Here is a 19,473-nt window from a genome sequence, read left to right as displayed (position 1 = left end):
CGCGAGAGGGCCGCCTACGCCGGTCCTCCGCCCGTGCCCCGCGGCGCCCCCTCCGCCACCGGCGGGTCCCCGGGCTCCGGGATCCGGTCGCTCCAGCCGCCCGGCACCGTACGCCCCTGCTGGTCACGGAAGCGCACCGGCGCCACCCCGACCCGGCGGGTGAACAGCCGCGAGAAGTACGCCGGGTCGTCGTACCCGACCCGCCGGGCGACCGCCGCGATCGGCAGCTCGGTGGCGGCCAGCAGTTCCTTCGCCCGCCCGAGCCGTATCCCCAGCAGGTAGTCCTTCGGACTGCACCCCGCGGCCCGCCGCACCGCCGAGCGCAGCTCCGCCGTCGTCATCCCGTGCCGCGCCGCGTGCTCGGCGACGGACAGCGGCAGGAAGGCGTCGCGGGCCAGCGCCGGCAGCACGGGGTCGCCGTCCGGGGCCATGTCCGCGCGCGACCGGCGCAGCGCCACGAGCAGGTCGTGCACGGCGGCGGACGTCTCGACCTCCAGCATCGGGTTGCCGCGGCGGGCGGCGCGCGCGATGCGCGTGACGACGGTGCGCGGGCCGACGGCGTCGCTGAGCGGCACCACGGGCCGCTCCGGCTGGACGTAGCCCAGCTCGGTGTACGCGGCGACGGCGGACCCGGTGAAGTCGACGAACGCCTCGTCCCAGCCCGTCGCGGGGTCGGGCCCGTAGTGGTGGACGGCGCCCGGCGTGAGCCACAGCAGCGCGGGCGCCGCGACGTCCAGCACCGGCCCGTCGCCGCCCCGGAACCAGCCGCGCCCGCTGCTGATGACGACGGCGACGTGGTGGTCGAGCGTGCGCGGCCCGACCACCGGCAGGTCGCCGTACTGCAGGCCCACGCCCAGACAGACCAGGCCGAGCCTGCGGTGCACCGGGCCGGGAGTGAAGTAGCGCATCCACGTGTGGTGGCTCATCGCCCGCCCCTCCTTGCGACTCCACGCGCCGAGTCCAAGCACCGTCGATCTTTGTCCATGGACGGGCGGGTGGCCAGGGGGCGAGAGTATTTGCCCGGCAATCGGCGACGAACGGCGGGAATCGGGTGCCTGAGTTCACGGTGGACGGCGACGGCTTCGCGCTGGACGGACGGCCGGTGCGGCTGCTGTCCGGGGCCATGCACTACTTCCGGGTGCACGAGGCGTACTGGGGCCACCGCCTGGCCATGCTGCGCGCGATGGGCCTGAACTGCGTGGAGGCGTACCTCCCGTGGAACCTGCACGAGCCGCGCCCCGGCCGCTACGAGGACGTGGCGGCGGCTGGCCGCTTCATCGACGCCGCGCAGGCCGCGGGGCTCTGGGTGATCGTCCGCCCCGGCCCGTACATCTGCGCCGAGTGGGAGAACGGCGGGCTGCCGCACTGGCTGACGGGCCCCCTGGGCGCGCGGGTGCGCACCCGCGACCCGGAGTTCCTGGCCGCCGTGGACGAGTGGTTCGACGCCGCGCTGCCGCAGGTCGTCGCCCGGCAGGTGACGCGGGGCGGCCCCGTGCTGCTGGTGCAGGTGGAGAACGAGTACGGCTCGTACGGCAGCGACCGCGCCTACCTGCGCCACCTCGCCGACGGCCTGCGGGCCCGCGGCGTGACCGTACCGCTGTTCACGGCGGACGGCCCCGAGGACCACATGCTCACCGCCGGCACCCTGCCCGGCGTCACCGCGGCGCTGACGTTCGGCTCCGGCGCCCGGGAGGCGTTCGCGACACTGCGCGGGCACCGGCCGGACGGGCCGCTGATGTGCGCGGAGTTCTGGTGCGGCTGGTTCGACCACTGGGGTGAGGAGCACGTCGTGCGGGAGCCGGCCGACGCGGTCGCAACGCTGGCGGAGATCCTCGGCTGCGGCGCGTCGGTGAACTTCTACATGGCCCACGGTGGGACGAGCTTCGGCGGCTGGGCGGGCGCCAACCGCGCGGGCGACCTGCACCGCGGCGCGCTCCAGCCGGACGTCACGTCGTACGACTACGGCGCGCCGGTCGACGAGTACGGGCGGCCCACGGCGACGTTCGCGGCGTTCCGCGAGGTGCTCGCCCGGTACGCGGGCGGCCCGCTCCCCGAGCCGCCGCCCCCGCCACGGGCCCTGGACGCGCCGGTGCCGGCGCCGGTCGACGGGCACGTCCCGGCGGCGCGGGTGCTGGCCGCGCTGGGCGGGCCGGGCCCGGCGGACGCGGAGCCGGAGTACGGGGTGCCGCCGACGTTCGAGGAGCTGGACGTCGACCGCGGGCTGGTCCGCTACCTCTTCCGCGTCCCCGGCCCCCGCCGGCCGTACCCGCTGCTGGTCACCGGGCTGAGGGACGTGGCCGTGGCGTACGTGCGGGACGCGGCCGGCGAGCGGCGGATCGCGCTCGCCGGCGAGGAGGCGCCGCTCGGGGACGTGGCGGGGCCGGCCGAGGTCGAGGTGTGGGTGGAGTCCCTGGGCCGGGTCAACTACGGCCCGCGGCTCGGCGAGCCGAAGGGGATCACCGGCGGCCTGCTGCACGAGCGCCAGTACGTGCACGGCGTACGGGCCCGCGGGCTGCGCCTCGACGCCTTCGACGACACCGAGGCGGTCGCGGCGCTCCCGTACGGCCCGCCGGACGCGGGCGCCGCGGGGCTGTACCGGGCGTCGGCCGAGGTCGCGAAGCCCGGGGACGCGGCGCTCGCACTGCCGGGGTGGGGGCGGGGCTGGACGTGGGTGAACGGCTTCTGCCTGGGCCGCTACTGGGCGGCGGGCCCGCAGGAGTCGCTGTACGTCCCGGGGCCCGTGCTGCGCACGGGCGCCAACGAGGTGCTGCTGCTGGAGCTGGTCGAGGCGGGCGGGGACCCGCTGCTCCGCCCGCCGCCTCCGTGACCGCGGTGCCGGCCGGCCGTGCCGACGGGCCGTGTGACCGCCGTCCCTGCCGCGGACCGCCGCTACGCCCCCTCCGCCAGCCGCGCCGGAAAGCCCCCGGTGGCCACCGGACCCCACCGCTCCGGCGTGATCCGGATCAGCGACTTCCCCTGCCGCACCATGGCCTCGCGGTACTCGTCCCAGTCCGGGTGCTCCCCCGAGATGTTCCGGAAGTACTCCACGAACGGCTCCACGTCCTGCGTCGCGTCGATCACCTCCGCCGCGCCGTCGACCTGCACCCACGGCCCGTTCCACTCCTCGGAGAGCACGACGATCCCGACCCGCGGGTCCCGCCGCGCGTTGCGCGTCTTGGCCCGCTCCGGGTAGGTGGACACCACGATCCGCCCCGCGTCGTCCACCCCGCAGGTCAGCGGCGACGCCTGCGGCGAGCCGTCGGCCCGCCGGGTGAGCAGCAGGGCCCGGTGCCTGGGCCGTACGAAATCCAGCAGGGCGGCGAGGTCGACCCGGGTGTTGGTGGCGATGTTCGGACTCATGCGCGCCACGATACGTCGGCCGGGGCCGGCGGCGCGCGGCCCGTACAGTGGGCTGGAGTCGGACACCCTGGGGGTCGCCGGTGGACAGCGCGAGCGAGGTCGTGCACGGCTTTCCGCATCTGCGGACCGTGCGGTCGGCCCTGACCGCGCTCTACCGGCGGATCACCGCGGACGTCCTGCACGCCGACTTCGCCCTCAGCGTCCCCGCCGCGGACGTGGCGCTGGCCGCGGACGAGGACCTGCACCTCGGCGTCCAGCGCGTGGCGCACGCCCTGGTGCAGCACCTGCGGCTGCCGGACGCGCGCGTGATCGTCGGGTTCCGGGAGATGCCGGAGGCCGCGGTGGTGGAGCTGGCCGCGGGCCCGGAGTACTTCGTCGAGCTGAACCCGCGCTTCCGCGAGTACCGCCGGGACATCGGCGGAGCGCTCGCGCACGAGGTGATGCACGTCTGCCTGGACCGCCTCGGCCTGTCCTTCCCCGGCACCGCGGACAACGAGATCCTCACCGACACCGCGACCGCCTACCTCGGCGCCGGCTGGCTGCTCCTGGACGCCTTCCGGGAGGGCGGCGGCGCCTCGCAGCGGTTCGGTTACCTGACGCCGGAGGAGTTCGGCTACGTCGTCGCCAAGCGCGCCCTCGCGTTCGGCGAGAACCCGGAGGTCTGGTTCACCAGCCCGCAGGCGTACGAGGCGTACACCGCCGGCATGGACATGGCCCGCCGCGACGCCCGGCGCCCGCCGCTGACGGCGAGCGGACGCCTGGGGCGGCACCGGTACACCCGGGACCGCAGGCGGGCGCAGGAGCTGTTCGCGCGGGCGGGCGGCGGCGGGCTGACGACGACGGCCGCCCCCGACGACGGCTACGCCTTCGAGGACGGCTCCCCGCTGCGGGTGTCGTTCCCGTGCCCCGTCTGCCACCAGCGCATCCGGGTGCCGGTGCGCGGACACGTACGGGCGCGCTGCGGGCTGTGCAAGGCGGTGCTGGAGTGCGACACGTGACCGGCGCGGACGTCGGTACGTGCCGCGCCCTCAGCCCTTGATCGCCCCGGCCGCCAGCCCGGAGGCCAGCCGCCGCTGCACGATCACGAAGAAGATCAGCACCGGCAGCGTGATCAGCGTGGAGCTGGCCATCACCGGCCCCCACGCGGTGTCGTTCTCGCCGAAGAACTGGTAGATCCCGACGGCCGCCGTGTACTTGTCGCTGTCCTTCATGAACGTGTACGCGAAGACGAACTCGTTCCAGGCGGTGATGAAGGCGAACACGCTGGTGGCCACGAGGCCGGGCGCCACCAGCGGCAGCAGCACCGACCAGAACATCCGCGGCCAGGTACAGCCGTCGATGTACGCCGCCTCCTCGACCTCCTTCGGCACGGTGGCGACGAACCCGCGCAGCGTCCAGATGGCGAACGGCAGGGACAGCGCGATATAGACGATCGTCAGCCCGAGCAGGCTGTTGAGCATCTCGTAGTCGCGCATCTGCAGGAAGAGCGGGATGACCAGGGCCTCCAGCGGCACCATCTGCACGATCAGGATCATGATCAGCACGGAGGTGCGGAACTTGAACCGGAAGCGCGCCACGGCCACGGCCGCGAAGAGCGACAGCGCGGCGGCGGCCAGGATGGTGCCGAGGCCGACGATCGCCGAGTTGAGCAGGTAGCGGTCGAAGTCGCCCTCGTTCCACACCCGGCTGAAGTGCTCGAACGAGATCCCGCTCGGCAGGATGTCCGAACCCCGGGAGGTGGCGCGCGGGTCGAGCGCGGTGCTCATCATCCAGTAGACGGGGAAGAGGGTGAAGATCAGCAGTCCCGCGACGGCGGCCGGCAGGCCGACGCGCGAGGCGATCGAGGTGCGCTTCACAGGTCCTCCTCCCCCTGCCGGAAGAGCGTGCGGATGTAGACGAGGGTGATGGCGATGAGCAGCAGCGTGAGCATCACGGCCGCGGCGGCGCCGGCCCCGTAGTCGTTCTTGGCGAAGGCCTCGATGTACGAGTACACGCCGAGGTTCATGACCTCCTCGTTGCTTCCGCTGCCGCCGGGCATGAGGAAGATCTGGGTGAAGACCTTGAAGTCCCAGATGGTCGAGAGGATGGTCACGACCAGGAAGATCGGCCGCAGCGCCGGCACGGTGATGCGCCAGAACCGCTGCCAGGCGTTCGCGCCGTCGATCATTCCGGCCTCGTACAGCTCCTTCGGCACGGTCATCAGGCCCGCGAGCACGGTGATGGCGACGAAGGGGAAGCCGTGGTGGATGACGTTCAGGGTGGCGATGGCGTAGAAGCCGAGCCGTTCGGTGAACCAGTTGGTGGTCTCCGGGTCGATCAGCCCGAGGCCGCCGGCGACCCGGCTCATCAGTCCGTCCTCCGGCGCGAAGAGCCACACCCAGACGTACGTGCCGGTGACCGCGGGCATCGCCCACGCGGCCATGATCGCGGTGGAGCAGATCACCCGCCACGCGGTGCCCAGCCGGTTCAGCAGCAGCGCGACGAGGGTGCCGAACCCCACGGTGAGGATCACACAGGCGAACGCGAAGAACGCCGTGTTCGGCAGCACCGTGCGCCACAGCAGGTCGTTCGAGAGCAGGGCGGAGTAGTTGTCGAAGCCGGTCCAGGTGCCGACGCCGCCGCCGAACTTGACCTCGTAGTCCTGCAGCGACAGCTTGCCGACCTCGACCAGCGGCCACAGCAGCAGCCCGCCGAGCACCACGAGGGCGGGTGCCAGCAGCAGCCACGGCCGGGTCCCCGTCACCAGCCGCTTGCGGCGGCGGGCGGCGTCAGCGGAGGCGCGGCCGGGCCGCGAGGGCTCCTTGGGGGGAACCAGCGCGGCCTCGGCGGCGAGCGAATCCTTCACTGTGTCTTTCCGTGTCCTTGTCCGAAACCCGGGTCTACTCGGACTTGGCGAAGATGTCGTCCATCTCGCCCGCGGCCTTGTCCGCGGCCTCCTGGACGCTCTGGTCGCCCTTGAGCACGGACTGCACCAACTTCAGCACCACCTGGCTGGCCTGGATCTCGCCGTAGGCGGTGGTCTTCGGGACGGTCGCGCCGGCCTCCATCATCTGCTTGGCGAACGGCTCGACGAGCGGGTCGCCCTGGTCGGCGATCTTCTGCAGCTCGGTGTTGGTGCCGGGGAAGTAGTTGGTCTGCTTGGCCCACTCGGCGGCGTACTTGCCGGTGGTGGCCATCTTGACGTACTCCCAGGCCAGTTCCTTGTTGTCGCTGTTGAACGTCGACAGGTAGGAGCCGCCGAGGAACGACGGGCTCATGCCGCCGTCCTTGCCGGGGATCGGCGCGGCGGCGATCTTGCCCTCCAGCTCGGGGGCCTCGTCCAGGAAGGTCTTGGGGGTCCAGTTCCCGGAGATCGTCATGGCGACGTTCCCCTTGGTGAACTCCTGCGCCACCTCGTCCTCGCGCCAGGTGGTGACCTTCGCCGGGGACAGGCCGTCCTTCGTCGCCAGGTCGGTGTAGAACTGCAGGCCCTCGACGGACTCCGGCGAGTTGATGGCGGACTTCCAGGTGTCGCCGTCCTGCACGGCCGGCTCGCCGCCCGCGCCCCAGACGAAGGGCATCGCGAACATCTCGGCCCCGCCGGCGACGGGGAACGAGATCATGTCCGGCTCCTCCTTCTTCAGCGTGAGCGCGACGTCGCGAAGCTCTTCCCAGGTCGTCGGGGGCTTCAGGCCGTGCTTGTCGAAGACGTCCTTGCGGTAGACGAGGCCGCGGACGCCCGCGTACCAGGGCATGCCGTACTGCTTGCCCTCCAGCGTGCCCGCGTCCTTCAGGCCCTCGACCAGGTCCTGGTCGAGCCCGGCCTCCTTCACCTGGTCGGTGACGTCCACCAGGCCGCCGGTCTCGGCGAACTGCGGTACCCAGGTGGTGCCGACCTCGGCCACGTCCGGCACCTGGTCCGGGCCGCCCTCGATCGCAGTGGTGAACTTGCGCTGTGCGCTCTCCCACTGCTGGTACTCGACGTTGACCTTGGCGCCGGTCTTCTTCTCGAACTCTTTGTTCAGCTTGTCGAAGAACGGCTCGGCATCGGGGTTGGTCCCCTTCATGATCCAGACGTCCAGGGTCTTGCCCTTGCCGTCCAGCGCGTCGCCGCCGCCGCCTTCATCATCGGAGTCGCTGCCACAAGCGGCGAGCCCCAGCACCATTGCGGCGCTCACTGCGCCGATGACGAACTTCCGCATGAACCGCTCCCGCTCCTCAGTGAGCCGAACCTGAACTTGTCTAGACCAGCAGGACGGTATGGAGTGGTTTAACCAGGGTCAAGGGTGGTTTCGAGGTGATGCCGAACCGTTGTCTGGGCTGTCGCCGAAGCGTCCGTCCGACAATTGTCCGACCTCTGACGTTGCGCGCTGTGCATCCGAAACTATCATCGCCTTTTTCTTCCCGCCCGCCCCCGGCGCGCGCCCGGGGGCGGGTGTGGAAGCGCTTGCTACCTGCGCACCGTCAGCCGCCGGAGGCGGTCAGGGTGCAGGCGTCGCCGTTGAGCACGGCGCGCTTCGGCGGCGAAATGTCACCCGTGTGGCTCGCCAGATAGCCCAGCGAGACGCTCTCCCCGGGCTCGATCACCGCGTTGTGCGCGGCGTTCGTCGCCGTGATCATGTCACCGCCCTGGAAGAGGTCGGTGTCCCAGTCCGAGATCACGGTCTGGCCCACGGCGAGCGGGAACTTCAGCGTCCAGCCGTCGATCGGCGTGCCGCCGGTGTTGGTGACCGTCAGGTCCGCGGTCAGGCCGCCGCCCCAGGTCGTCGACGCGACGTCGAGCCGGCAGGTCGGCTGCTGCCGCTCGAAGGCGACCTTGTGCAGCCCGCCCGGCAGGTCGTTGACGACGTAGAACTCGCCGTCGACCGTCTCGCCGACGTCGGTGATCTGGGTGGGGAACTGCCCGATCTCCGCCTGCCGGTAGCCGCCCTCGCCGTCCTCGCGGAGCGCCCAGACGGCCGAGGAGCAGTAGTCGGTGCCGATGTACGTGCCGCCCAGCAGGTCGGCGTAGCGCTCACCGCGGTAGACGCGTCCGCCGACGACGGCGCAGCCGCCGGTCTGCGGGGAGTAGGTGAAGACGGGATCGGTGTAGTCGGCGCCCCCGGCGCACTGGACCTCGTCGAAGACCTCGAAGCCCTCGCGGCAGGACCAGCCGAAGTTCGCGCCGGCCTGCTCCGTCCGGGCGACGTGGTCGATCTCCTCCCAGCGGCCCTGGCCGACGTCGCCGAGCCACAGCGAGCCGTCCGCGGAGTCGAAGGAGAACCGCCAGGGGTTGCGCAGCCCGTACGCCCAGATCTCCGGGCGGGCGCCCGCAGTGCCCACGAACGGGTTGTCCTCGGGCACGCAGTACGGAAGGTCGCCGCAGGTCCGGCTCACGTCGATGCGCAGCAGCTTGCCGAGCAGGGTGTCGAGGCGCTGGCCGCTGTCGAACGGGTCGCCGGCGCCGCCGCCGTCGCCGATGGTCCAGTACAGGTAGCCGTCGGGGCCGAAGGCGATCGTGCCGCCGTTGTGGTTGCTGTACTCGGCGTGCTCCTGGGCGAGCAGCACCTCAAGACCGCCGTCGTCGAGCCCGTAGCGGGCGAGGGTGATCGCCCCGTCGGGCAGCGCGCTGTAGACCACGTACAGGTCCTGCACCTCGGGGAAGGCGGGGTCGGGGACGACGGCGAGCAGCCCGCGCTCGTTGCCGGACTCGTCGACGACGTCGGTCAGGTCGGCGACCGGCTCCGGGGCGAGACCGGTGTCGGGGTGGTACGCGCGGACGGTGCCGCGCTTCTCGGCGATGAACAGCCGGCCGCTGCCGTCGTCGGGCGCGGCGATGTCGATGGGACGGCGCAGTCCGGAGGCCACCTGGGTGGTGGTCACGGCCAGCTCCTCCAGCGGGACGTCGGCGGCCGGACCCGAACCGGTGACGGTCGGTTCTGGGGCGGCCGCGGCCGTGAGCGGGGCGAACAGGGCGAGAACCAGTGCGAGGAACAGCGGTGCCGTCGAGCGACGTCTGAGCATGTGGACTCCTGGGATCCAACGGGAGTTGCATGACGGCGCACCTTCCCGGAAGGTATCCGCTCGGCCCCGGCCGCACCAGACCGCATCACCCCCGCCCGCCCCGCCCGTCCCGCACCCCCGCCGCGCCCCGCCGGACACGCCGAAGCGCCCGCCTCAACGGTCGGGGAGAGGCAGGCGCCACGGGTCTTGCTGTTCCGTACCTCGTTGTACGGACATCCCGGGGACCCCGAGAAGAATCAGCGTGCGGTGGAGCCGGGCGTCAGACCGCCAGCGCCCGGTCCGTCGGCCGGATCGGCGCCGGCAGGTCGCTGGCGCCCGTCAGCATACGGTCCACGCCGCGCGCCGCGGAACGGCCCTCGGCGATCGCCCAGACGATCAGCGACTGGCCGCGGCCGGCGTCGCCGGCGACGAAGACGCCGGGGACGCTGGTGGCGTAGTCGGCGTCGCGGGCGACGTTGCCGCGCGCGTCCAGCTCCAGGCCCAACTGCTCGACCAGCCCGTTCTCGCGATCCACGCCGGTGAAGCCCATCGCGAGCGTGACCAGCTCAGCCGGGATCTTCTTCTCGGTGCCCGGCACGGGCTTGAACCCGCCGTCCTCGAACCGCACCTCGATCAGGTGCAGGAAGGCCACGTTGCCGTCCTCGTCCCCCTCGAAGTGGGTGGTGGAGACCGAGTAGACGCGCTCGCCGCCCTCCTCGTGGGCGGAGGTGACCTTGTACGTCAGCGGGTACGTCGGCCACGGCTGGCCCTCGGGGCGCTCGTCCGACGGCCGCGGCATGATCTCCAGTTGGGTCACGGACGCCGCGCCCTGCCGGTGCGCGGTGCCGACGCAGTCGGCGCCGGTGTCGCCGCCGCCGATCACCACGACGTGCTTGCCCTCGGCGGAGATCGGCGGGGCGACGTAGTCGCCCTCCTGGACCTTGTTGGCCAGCGGCAGGTACTCCATCGCCTGGTGGACGCCGTTGAGTTCACGGCCCGGCACCTGCAGGTCGCGGGCGGTGGTGGCGCCGGCCGCGATGACCACGGCGTCGTAGCGCTTGCGCAGCTTGGCGGCGTCGATGTCGCGGCCGATCTCCACGCCCGTACGGAACTTGGTGCCCTCCGCGCGCATCTGCTCGACGCGCCGGTTGATGTGCCGCTTCTCCATCTTGAACTCGGGGATGCCGTAGCGCAGCAGCCCGCCGATCCGGTCGGCCCGCTCGTAGACGGCGACCGTGTGCCCGGCCCGGGTCAACTGCTGCGCGGCGGCCAGCCCGGCCGGTCCCGAGCCGATGACGGCGACCGTCTTGCCCGAAAGACGCTCCGGCGGCTGCGGCGTGACGGCGCCGGCCTCCCACGCCTTGTCGATGATGGTGACCTCGACGTTCTTGATGGTCACGGCCGGCTGGTTGATGCCCAGCACGCAGGCCGTCTCGCACGGGGCCGGGCACAGCCGCCCGGTGAACTCCGGGAAGTTGTTGGTCGCGTGCAGCCGCTCGCTGGCGGCGGTCCAGTCCCCGCGGTAGGCGTAGTCGTTCCACTCGGGGATGAGGTTGCCCAGCGGGCAGCCGCTGTGGCAGAAGGGGATGCCGCAGTCCATGCAGCGGCCGGCCTGCTTGCTGATGACGGGCAGCAGCGAGCCCGGGACGTAGACCTCGTTCCAGTCCCTGACCCGCTCGTCGACGGGCCGGGTCTCGGCGATCTCGCGGCCGGTGGTCAGGAAGCCCTTGGGGTCAGCCATGGAGCGCAGCCTCCATCATCTTCTCGTGCGTCTGGGCCTCGGTGAGGCCGGCCCGCTCAGCGGCGTCCTTGGCGGTGAGCACTGCCTTGTACGTGGACGGGTAGACCTTGCTGAACCGGGCGACGCCGGCGTCGGGGGCGTCCCACTCGGCGAGCAGCTTCCCGGCGACCGTCGAGCCGGTCTCCTCGTGGTGGCGGCGCACCACGTCGTGCAGCCACTGCTTGTCGTCGTCGTCGAGCTTCTCGACGGCGGCGAGATTGCCCTCGTTGACGTTGTCGGGGTCGAGGTCGACGACGTACGCGACGCCGCCGGACATGCCGGCCGCGAAGTTGCGCCCGGTCTCGCCCAGCACGACGGCGTGGCCGCCGGTCATGTACTCGCAGCCGTGGTCCCCGACGCCCTCGGCGACGACGAGCGCGCCGGAGTTGCGTACGCAGAACCGCTCGCCGACCTTGCCGCGCAGGAAGATCTCGCCGCCGGTGGCGCCGTACGCGAGGGTGTTGCCCGCGATGACGCTGTACTCGGCGAGGTGGTCCGCGCCGCGGTCCGGCCGGACCACGAGCCGGCCGCCGGACAGGCCCTTGCCGACGTAGTCGTTGGCGTCGCCCTCCAGCCGCAGCGTCACGCCGCGCGGCACGAAGGCGCCGAACGACTGGCCGGCGGAGCCGGTGAACGTGATGTCGATCGCGTCGTCCGGCAGGCCGTCGCCGCCGAACTTCTTCGTCACCTCGTGGCCGAGCATGGTGCCGACCGTGCGGTTGATGTTGCGGATCGCCACCCGGGCCCGTACGGGATGGGCCTCGGCGGCGGACGGCGCGGCCAGCGCGTCGGCGGCGAGCTTGATCAGCTCGTTGTCGAGCGCCTTCTCCAGGCCGTGGTCCTGGCCCGTGACCTGGTAGCGCGCGGCGCCGTCCGGCAGCTCCGGGACGTACAGCAGCGGCGCGAGGTCCAGGCCTTGGGCCTTCCAGTGGTCGACGGCGCGGCTGACGTCCAGCATCTCGGCGTGGCCGACGGCCTCGTCCAGGCTGCGGAAGCCCAGCTCGGCCAGCAGCTCGCGGACCTCCTCGGCGATGAACTCGAAGAAGTTGACGACGAACTCGGCCTGGCCGGTGTAGCGCTCGCGCAGCACCGGGTTCTGGGTGGCGATGCCGACCGGGCAGGTGTCCAGGTGGCACACGCGCATCATCACGCAGCCGGAGACCACCAGCGGCGCGGTCGCGAAGCCGAACTCCTCGGCGCCGAGCAGCGCGGCGACGATGACGTCGCGGCCGGTCTTGAGCTGGCCGTCGGTCTGCACGACGATCCGGTCGCGCAGCCCGTTGAGCAGCAGCGTCTGCTGCGTCTCGGCCAGCCCCAGCTCCCAGGGGCCGCCGGCGTGCTTGAGCGACGTCAGCGGGGAGGCGCCGGTGCCGCCGTCGTGGCCGGAGATCAGCACCACGTCGGCGTGCGCCTTGGACACCCCGGCCGCGACCGTGCCGACGCCGACCTCGCTGACCAGCTTCACGTGGATGCGGGCCTGCGGGTTGGCGTTCTTCAGGTCGTGGATGAGCTGCGCCAGGTCCTCGATGGAGTAGATGTCGTGGTGCGGCGGCGGCGAGATGAGGCCGACGCCGGGCGTGGAGTGCCGGGTCCTGGCCACCCACGGGTACACCTTGTGGCCGGGCAACTGCCCGCCCTCGCCGGGCTTGGCGCCCTGCGCCATCTTGATCTGGATGTCGTCGGCGTTGACCAGGTACTCGCTGGTGACGCCGAAGCGGCCGGAGGCGACCTGCTTGATCGCCGAGCGCCGCCGCGGGTCGTAGAGACGGTCGGCGTCCTCGCCGCCCTCGCCGGTGTTGGACTTCCCGCCGAGCTGGTTCATCGCGATGGCCAGCGTCTCGTGCGCCTCGCGCGAGATGGAACCGTACGACATGGCGCCGGTGGAGAACCGCTTGACGATCGCCGAGACGGGCTCGACCTCGTCCAGCGGCACCGCCGGGCGGTCGGAGGCCAGCCGGAACAGGCCGCGCAGCGTCATCAGCCGCTCGGACTGCTCGTCCACGCGCTGCGTGTACTGCTTGAAGATGTCGTAGCGGCGGGTGCGGGTCGAGTGCTGCAGCCGGAAGACCGTGTCCGGGTCGAACAGGTGCGGCTCGCCCTCGCGGCGCCACTGGTACTCGCCGCCGATCTCCAGGTTGCGGTGCGCCGGGGCGATGCCGGAGGCGGGGTACGCCTTGGCGTGCCGGGCGGCGACCTCCCGCGCGATGACGTCGAGTCCTGCGCCGCCGATCTTCGAGGTGGTGCCGTGGAAGTACGTGTCCACGAACTCCTGGTCCAGGCCGATGGCCTCGAAGACCTGCGCGCCCCGGTACGAGGCGACGGTGGAGATGCCCATCTTGGACATCACCTTCAGCACGCCCTTGCCCAGCGCCTTGATCAGGTTGCGGATGGCGGCCTGCGAGTCGCCGTCCGGGCCGGCTTCGAGGTATGTGCCGGCGCGGACCAGGTCCTCGACGGACTCCATCGCCAGGTACGGGTTGACCGCGGCGGCCCCGTAGCCGATGAGCAGCGCGACGTGGTGCACCTCGCGCACGTCGCCCGCCTCGACCAGCAGGCCGACCTCGGTGCGCTGCTTGGTGCGGATCAGGTGGTGGTGGACGGCGGAGGTGAGCAGCAGCGACGGGATCGGGGCGTGCTCGGCGTCGGAGTGCCGGTCGGAGAGGACCAGCAGCCGGGCGCCGGAGTCGATCGCGGCGTCGACCTCCGCGCAGACCTCCGCGAGCCGCTCGGCGAGCGCCGGGCCGCCGCCGTGCACGCGGTACAGGCCCGAGAGCGTCACGGACTTGAAGCCCGGCATGTCGCCGTCGGCGTTGACGTGGATGAGCTTGGCCAGCTCGTCGTTGTCCAGGACGGGGAAGGGCAGCGTGACCGTGCGGCAGGACGCGGGCGTGGGCTCCAGCAGGTTGGCCTGCGGGCCGAGCGCGGAGTGCAGCGAGGTGACCAGCTCCTCGCGGATCGCGTCCAGCGGCGGGTTGGTGACCTGCGCGAAGAGCTGCGTGAAGTAGTCGAAGATCAGCCGCGGGCGATCCGAGAGCCCGGCGAGCGGGGTGTCGGAGCCCATGGAGCCGATCGGCTCCGCGCCGGTGCGCGCCATGGGCGTGAGCAGGACGCGCAGTTCCTCCTCGGTGTAGCCGAAGGTCTGCTGGCGGCGGGTGACCGAGGCGTGGGTGTGCACGATGTGCTCGCGCTCGGGCAGCTCCGGCAGCGCGACGATGCCGGCGTCCAGCCACTCCGCGTACGGGTGCTCCGCGGCCAGCTCCGCCTTGATCTCGTCGTCCTCGACGATGCGGTGCTGCGCGGTGTCGACCAGGAACATCCGGCCGGGCTGGAGCCGGCCCTTGCGCACGACGCGGTCCGGGTCGAAGTCGAGCACGCCGACCTCGGAGGCCAGCACGACCAGGCCGTCGTCGGTGACCCAGTAGCGGCCGGGGCGCAGGCCGTTGCGGTCCAGGACGGCGCCGACGAGGGTGCCGTCGGTGAAGCTGACGCCGGCCGGGCCGTCCCAGGGCTCCATCACGGTGGAGTGGTACTGGTAGAACGCGCGCCGGGCCGGGTCCATGGACTCGTGGTTCTCCCACGCCTCCGGGATCATCATCAGCATCGCGTGCGGCAGCGACCGGCCGCCCAGGTGCAGCAGCTCCAGCACCTCGTCGAAGGACGCGGTGTCGGAGGCGCCGGGGGTGCAGACGGGGAAGACCCGCTCCAGGTCGTGCTCGCCGAACAGCTCCGAGTAGAGCTGGGACTCGCGCGCCCGCATCCAGTTGCGGTTGCCCATGACCGTGTTGATCTCGCCGTTGTGCGCGATGTAGCGGTACGGGTGGGCCAGCGGCCAGCTCGGGAAGGTGTTGGTGGAGAACCGGGAGTGCACGACGCCGATGGCGGTGGCCAGCCGGCGGTCGGACAGGTCGGGGAAGAACGGTTCGAGCTGCCCGGTGGTCAGCATGCCCTTGTAGACGAGGGTGCGCGAGGACAGCGACGGGAAGTACACGTCGGTCTCGCGCTCGGCGCGCTTGCGCAGCACGAACGCGGACCGGTCCAGCTCGATGCCGCTCTTGCGGGCCGCCGGGTCGGCGCTCTCGACGAAGAGCTGGGCGAACGACGGCATCGTCGCGCGGGCCCCGGCGCCGAGCAGCTCGGGCGCCACGGGCACCTCGCGCCAGCCGAGTACGGCGAGGCCCTCCTCGGCGGCGATGGCCTCGACGCGCTCGCGGGCGGCGGCGGCCTCGTCCTCGGCCACCGGCAGGAAGGCCATGCCGACGGCGTACGAACCGGCGGCCGGCAGCGGGAAGCTCACCGCGGCACGCAGGAAGGCGTCGGGGACCTGCAGCAGGATGCCGGCGCCGTCGCCGGTGTCCGGGTCGGAGCCGGTGGCACCGCGGTGCTCCAGGTTGCGCAGCACCGTCAGCGCCTGCTGGACGAGTGCGTGGCTGGCCTGACCGCTCAGCGTGGCGACGAAGCCGACCCCGCAGGCGTCGTGCTCGTACCGGGGGTCGTACAGCCCCTGCGCTGCAGGGCGGGCCGCCTGGGATGCGTGCCGCATCGGCTCTCCCGTCGTCGTCGTGGCAGTGATGCGTGCCGAGGGACGACGCTGGCCCTGGCCGAAATTTCGTGCAGGTTACATGATGACCTGCAGCTCAGGAAGCGGATACTGCGTATCAGCATCCGGACACCCCCGGTCGGGGAGCGCGCCCCGCCGCGCGGGGGATCTGCACGGTTCGTGCAGCAGAACGCGGGCGGCACTGCCCGCGGTTCTCCTCACATGCCCACGCGGGTCGGGGTCGAAACGCCACCGAAATAGATCATGAGTGCGGGGCAGGCCGCTTCCGAGCATACGGGATTCGGCCGCGTGCGCGGCGCGGCGGTCAGCCCCCGACGGCGGCCCCGAAGAGCGCGCCCAGGCCGTACGTGACCGCCGCCGCGGCGCCGCCGAGCAGCAGTTGCCGCAGGCCGCTGTACCACCAGCTCCGGGCCGTGATGCGGGCCACGGTCGCGCCGCAGGCGAAGAGCCCGGCCAGGGCGAGCAGCACCGCGGGCCACAGCGTCGTGGCGCCCAGCAGATACGGCAGCACCGGCAGCATGGCGCCGACGGCGAACGAGCCGAACGACGACAGCGCCGCCACCGTGGGCGACGGCAGGTCGCCCGGGTCGACGCCCAGCTCCTCGCGGGCGTGGATCTCCAGCGCCTGGTCGGGGTCGCGCATGAGCTGCTTCGACACCTCGGCCGCCAGCTCCGGGTCCACCCCGCGGGACACGTACAGGTCGCTCAGCTCGCGCAGCTCGTCCTCGGGGTGCCGGCGCAGCTCGCGCCGTTCCACGTCCAGCTCGGCGAGGACCAGCTCGCGCTGGGAGGCGACCGAGGTGTACTCCCCCGCGGCCATCGAGAACGCACCTGCCGCCAGCCCCGCGAGGCCGGTCAGGACAACGGTCGAGGACGAGACGGAGCCGCCGGCCACGCCGGTGATCAGCGCGAGGTTCGACACCAGGCCGTCCATCGCGCCGAAGACGGCGGGCCGCAGCCAGCCGCCGGTGACGTCGCGGTGGGTGTGGCCGTGCCGCTCGGCCGGCCGGCCCGCCTGCAACCCCGCGGACATGGATCGCGCTCCCCTCGTCGATCTTCAGTTCGACGATACGCGGGGCCCCGGACCCCCGCCAGCAAGGCAGGCCGTACTCACCCGGCGGCCGTGCCGGTCCGGCGGGCCGCGGGCGCTCCGGAGGTGCCGGGGGGTGTGGGGCGGGGGTGTGCGGCCGGGTGTGGTCGGGGCTGTTCGGAGCCCGGGCCGGGGAAGCGGCTGGGGTGCGGGGGTGCGCGGCCGGCACGCGGGGGCGGGCCGGGGCGGGCGGTGGCGGCGGCGCCGGCGCGCACGCGGCGTACTGTCGCCACCGCGCGCCGGGCGCGGGGCCCGCAAGCCGGGGTTCCGCCGCCGGACTCGCCGGACAGACTCTAGGGGGACGATCCGGCCGGGACACCGGGCCGGACACGGGCGGGGCCGTCGCCGCGGGTGCGGTGACGGCCCTGCCGTGCGTGCGGTGTGCCGGGCGGCTGCGCGTGCCGACCGGCCCGGTGTCCCGGGCGGCTACGTGTGCCGGCCGCGCTCCCCCGCGGGGGCGTCCCCGGTGGCCTCGGCCGCGGCGGCGGACGCCGGCTCGGGTACCCCGGCGGTCCCGGCGGCGTCGCCGGGCTCGTCCCGCCCGTCCGCACCGTCCGCCCCGCTGCCCGCCTTCGTCAGGCTGACGTCGCCCTCGTCGCCCTCGTCGGCGTCCGCGGGCCCGCCGTCCGCCGCGCCCGGCTCCACGACCTCCTCGCGGCCCGGCCGCTTCTTCGCCGACACCACCATGTAGGCCACCGCGGCGGCGAAGACGAGGATCGACGTCCAGACGTTGAGCCGCAGCCCGAGGACCTCGTGCGCGTCGTCCACGCGCAGGTACTCGATCCAGCCGCGGCCCGCCGTGTACCCCGCGACGTAGAGCGCGAAGGCCCGGCCGTGGCCGAGGCGGAAGCGCCGGTCGGCCCAGATCACCAGCAGCGCGACGCCCACGCACCACAGCGACTCGTACAGGAAGGTGGGGTGGAAGGTCTCGGCGGCGCCGGTGATGGAGTGGTCCGCGTCGATCTCGACGGCCCAGGGGGCGTCGCTCTGCTTGCCGTACAGCTCCTGGTTGAACCAGTTGCCCCAGCGGCCCAGGGCCTGCGCGAGCGCGATGCCGGGCGCGACCGCGTCGGCGTACGGCGGCATCGCGATGCCGCGGCGGCGGCAGCCGATCCACACGCCCAGCGCGCCCATCGCGATGGCGCCCCAGATGCCGAGGCCGCCCTCCCAGATCTCGAAGGCCTTCGCCCAGTCGCCGTCCTCGCCGAAGTACGGCTCCGGGGTCGTGACGACGTGGTAGAGCCGGCCGCCGACGAGACCGAAGGGCACGGCCCAGATGGCGATGTCCGCGACGGTCCCCGGCCGGCCGCCGCGCTCGATCCAGCGGCGTCCGCCGAGCCAGATGGCGGCGAAGATGCCGAGCAGGATGGCGAGGGCGTAACCGCGCAGCGGGAGCGGTCCGAGGTGCCAGACGCCGTCGGAAGGGCTGGGGATGTATGCGAGATCCATAGCAGCACCGACGGTACCGTGCCGCGGCGCGGCGCGGGGAGTCCGCGGGCACAACGGCTCCGTAACTCTCCGCGAGTGCGGCGCTGCGCCCCGGCGGCTCAGTTCCTGCCGGCGTCCTCGACGAGCTGCTTGAAGCTCTCCGGCGTGAGGTCGGTGCCCTGGCCCCAGATGCTCTCGCCGTCCAGCAGGACGGTGGGCGTCGAGGTGTGGCCGGACGTGCCGAACGCCTCGTCGGAGGCGTCGACCCAGCCGTCGTACCTCCCGTCGTCGACGCAGGCGTCGAAGCGCTTGCCGCTCAGCCCGTCGACCTTGCCGGCCAGGTCCTTCAGGTGCCCCTTGTCGGCGAAGGCGTCGTCGGTCTCCGGCGGCTGGTTGCGGAAGAGCACGTCGTGGTACGGGACGAACTTGCCGGCGTCCTGGGCGCAGGCGGCGGCGTTGGCGGAGTTCAGCGAGCCGGAGCCGCCGAAGTTGCCGTCGATGAGCTTGACCAGCCGGTACTCGGTGCGCAGCTTCCCGGCGTCCTCCAGCTCGTTGATCGTCTTGCTGAAGCCGGACTCGAACTGGCCGCAGGCCGGGCAGCGGAAGTCCTCGTACACGGTGAGGTCGGCCGGGGCGTCCGCCTTCCCCGCCGGCAGCGCCAGCCGGTCCTTGCCGGCGGCGCCCCTCGGAAACGCCACGGGCTTGCCGGCGGCGTCGTCGTCACCGCTGTTCTGGCCGATGAGGACGCCGACCACCGCGACCACGGCGAGCACCCCCACCACCGCGGCGAGCACGACCAGCATGCGCCGCCGCTTGTCCTGGGACTTCTGCCGCGCGCGCTCGGCCTGCATCCGCTCCCGGGCGGTGCGCTTTCCTCGACGGTTGTTCTCGCTCACGCCCGGCTATAACGAGGGACCGGCCGCCCGGTGACGGATCAGAACACCTGCCCGTACTGCAGGTATGCGGCGGCGGCGGAGAGCACCAGCACGACCGAGACGAGGACGGCGCCCACGGTGAAGGCGCGCGGCACCGGCCCCCGCGGCATCCGCGGGCGCGGGCGGCGGCTCCGGCGCGGCCGGGGGGCCGCCGCGCGCCGGGCGTCCTCGGCGGCGAGGCGCTCGGTGACCTCGTACCACCGCGCGGAGTGCTCCTTCGGCGCGGTGCTGTCTATCTGGCCCGGGGAGTCGTTCTGGAACCGCTCCCAGATGTCCTCGGGCAGACGCGCTTCGTCGTCGGCGCCGGGCTGTTTGCCGGCCATCGGGCCCTCCCCATTACGGCACGGATTGCTCCTCTCCA

At 72.7% G+C, this 19,473-nt stretch carries 14 protein-coding genes; 2 read left to right on the top strand and 12 right to left on the bottom strand.

Annotation, left to right across the window (positions count from 1 at the left end):
* Nucleotides 1–14 precede the first annotated feature (14 nt).
* Complete coding sequence (locus O7599_RS31270; protein ID WP_281618967.1) at nucleotides 15–926, bottom strand: AraC family transcriptional regulator; 912 nt, start codon at nucleotides 924–926, stop codon at nucleotides 15–17.
* A 125-nt stretch (nucleotides 927–1,051) separates the two neighbouring features.
* On the opposite strand from O7599_RS31270, the gene O7599_RS31265 reads away from it, so the two are divergent.
* Nucleotides 1,052–2,827, top strand: coding sequence for a beta-galactosidase family protein (locus tag O7599_RS31265; RefSeq protein WP_281618966.1), 1,776 nt, complete (start codon nucleotides 1,052–1,054; stop codon nucleotides 2,825–2,827).
* A gap of 62 nt (nucleotides 2,828–2,889) precedes the next feature.
* On the opposite strand, the gene O7599_RS31260 is transcribed toward O7599_RS31265, so the two are convergent.
* The gene (locus O7599_RS31260) at nucleotides 2,890–3,360 is read right to left on the bottom strand and encodes a PPOX class F420-dependent oxidoreductase (RefSeq protein WP_281618965.1); all 471 of its coding nucleotides are present in this window, start codon (nucleotides 3,358–3,360) and stop codon (nucleotides 2,890–2,892) included.
* Between the two features lie 80 nt (nucleotides 3,361–3,440).
* Here O7599_RS31260 and O7599_RS31255 point away from each other — a divergent pair, with 80 nt between their 5' ends.
* A complete protein-coding gene (locus tag O7599_RS31255; protein ID WP_281618964.1) occupies nucleotides 3,441–4,358 on the top strand; it encodes a hypothetical protein in 918 nt (305 codons plus the stop codon).
* 30 nt (nucleotides 4,359–4,388) lie between these two features.
* On the opposite strand, the gene O7599_RS31250 is transcribed toward O7599_RS31255, so the two are convergent.
* From O7599_RS31250 to O7599_RS31205, 10 genes are all read right to left on the bottom strand, one after another.
* Nucleotides 4,389–5,216: a carbohydrate ABC transporter permease gene (locus tag O7599_RS31250; protein ID WP_281618963.1), complete on the bottom strand. Its 828-nt coding sequence runs from the start codon at nucleotides 5,214–5,216 to the stop codon at nucleotides 4,389–4,391.
* Nucleotides 5,213–6,205 carry a sugar ABC transporter permease gene (locus tag O7599_RS31245; protein ID WP_281618962.1) on the bottom strand — a complete coding sequence of 331 codons (993 nt, stop codon included), beginning with the start codon at nucleotides 6,203–6,205 and terminating at the stop codon, nucleotides 5,213–5,215. The genes O7599_RS31250 and O7599_RS31245 overlap by 4 nt, the downstream gene beginning before the upstream one ends.
* Before the next feature lie 34 nt (nucleotides 6,206–6,239).
* The gene (locus O7599_RS31240) at nucleotides 6,240–7,541 is read right to left on the bottom strand and encodes a sugar ABC transporter substrate-binding protein (protein WP_281618961.1); all 1,302 of its coding nucleotides are present in this window, start codon (nucleotides 7,539–7,541) and stop codon (nucleotides 6,240–6,242) included.
* Nucleotides 7,542–7,803: 262 nt separating this feature from the next.
* Nucleotides 7,804–9,342, bottom strand: a complete 1,539-nt coding sequence (locus tag O7599_RS31235) for a PQQ-dependent sugar dehydrogenase (RefSeq protein WP_281618960.1) — start codon at nucleotides 9,340–9,342, stop codon at nucleotides 7,804–7,806.
* 259 nt (nucleotides 9,343–9,601) lie between these two features.
* Nucleotides 9,602–11,062 carry a glutamate synthase subunit beta gene (locus O7599_RS31230; protein ID WP_281618959.1) on the bottom strand — a complete coding sequence of 487 codons (1,461 nt, stop codon included), beginning with the start codon at nucleotides 11,060–11,062 and terminating at the stop codon, nucleotides 9,602–9,604.
* A complete protein-coding gene (gene gltB / locus O7599_RS31225; protein ID WP_281618958.1) occupies nucleotides 11,055–15,641 on the bottom strand; it encodes a glutamate synthase large subunit in 4,587 nt (1,528 codons plus the stop codon). The genes O7599_RS31230 and gltB overlap by 8 nt, the downstream gene beginning before the upstream one ends.
* 322 nt (nucleotides 15,642–15,963) lie before the next feature.
* Nucleotides 15,964–16,692: a VIT1/CCC1 transporter family protein gene (locus O7599_RS31220; protein ID WP_281618957.1), complete on the bottom strand. Its 729-nt coding sequence runs from the start codon at nucleotides 16,690–16,692 to the stop codon at nucleotides 15,964–15,966.
* Between the two features lie 483 nt (nucleotides 16,693–17,175).
* Nucleotides 17,176–18,198, bottom strand: a complete 1,023-nt coding sequence (gene lgt / locus O7599_RS31215) for a prolipoprotein diacylglyceryl transferase (RefSeq protein WP_281618956.1) — start codon at nucleotides 18,196–18,198, stop codon at nucleotides 17,176–17,178.
* A 98-nt stretch (nucleotides 18,199–18,296) separates the two neighbouring features.
* Nucleotides 18,297–19,073: a thioredoxin domain-containing protein gene (locus O7599_RS31210; RefSeq protein ID WP_281618955.1), complete on the bottom strand. Its 777-nt coding sequence runs from the start codon at nucleotides 19,071–19,073 to the stop codon at nucleotides 18,297–18,299.
* Between the two features lie 38 nt (nucleotides 19,074–19,111).
* Entirely contained in the window at nucleotides 19,112–19,435 is a 324-nt protein-coding gene (locus tag O7599_RS31205; protein ID WP_281618954.1) for a hypothetical protein, read from the bottom strand.
* Nucleotides 19,436–19,473 lie beyond the last annotated feature (38 nt).

It is taken from the genome of Streptomyces sp. WMMC500, from assembly GCF_027497195.1.
Classification (GTDB): Bacteria; Actinomycetota; Actinomycetes; order Streptomycetales; family Streptomycetaceae; genus Streptomyces.
This window is presented reverse-complemented; position numbering and strand designations above follow the sequence as displayed.

Excerpts from the sequence above, each read along its gene's own strand:
- O7599_RS31235 (WP_281618960.1), bottom strand. The coding sequence starts at position 9,342 with ATGCTCAGACGTCGCTCGACGGCACCGCTGTTCCTCGCACTGGTTCTC.
- O7599_RS31205 (WP_281618954.1), bottom strand. The coding sequence starts at position 19,435 with ATGGCCGGCAAACAGCCCGGCGCCGACGACGAAGCGCGTCTGCCCGAG.
- gltB (WP_281618958.1), bottom strand. The coding sequence starts at position 15,641 with ATGCGGCACGCATCCCAGGCGGCCCGCCCTGCAGCGCAGGGGCTGTAC.
- lgt (WP_281618956.1), bottom strand. The coding sequence starts at position 18,198 with ATGGATCTCGCATACATCCCCAGCCCTTCCGACGGCGTCTGGCACCTC.
- O7599_RS31220 (WP_281618957.1), bottom strand. The coding sequence starts at position 16,692 with ATGTCCGCGGGGTTGCAGGCGGGCCGGCCGGCCGAGCGGCACGGCCAC.
- O7599_RS31260 (WP_281618965.1), bottom strand. The coding sequence starts at position 3,360 with ATGAGTCCGAACATCGCCACCAACACCCGGGTCGACCTCGCCGCCCTG.
- O7599_RS31230 (WP_281618959.1), bottom strand. The coding sequence starts at position 11,062 with ATGGCTGACCCCAAGGGCTTCCTGACCACCGGCCGCGAGATCGCCGAG.
- O7599_RS31240 (WP_281618961.1), bottom strand. The coding sequence starts at position 7,541 with ATGCGGAAGTTCGTCATCGGCGCAGTGAGCGCCGCAATGGTGCTGGGG.
- O7599_RS31270 (WP_281618967.1), bottom strand. The coding sequence starts at position 926 with ATGAGCCACCACACGTGGATGCGCTACTTCACTCCCGGCCCGGTGCAC.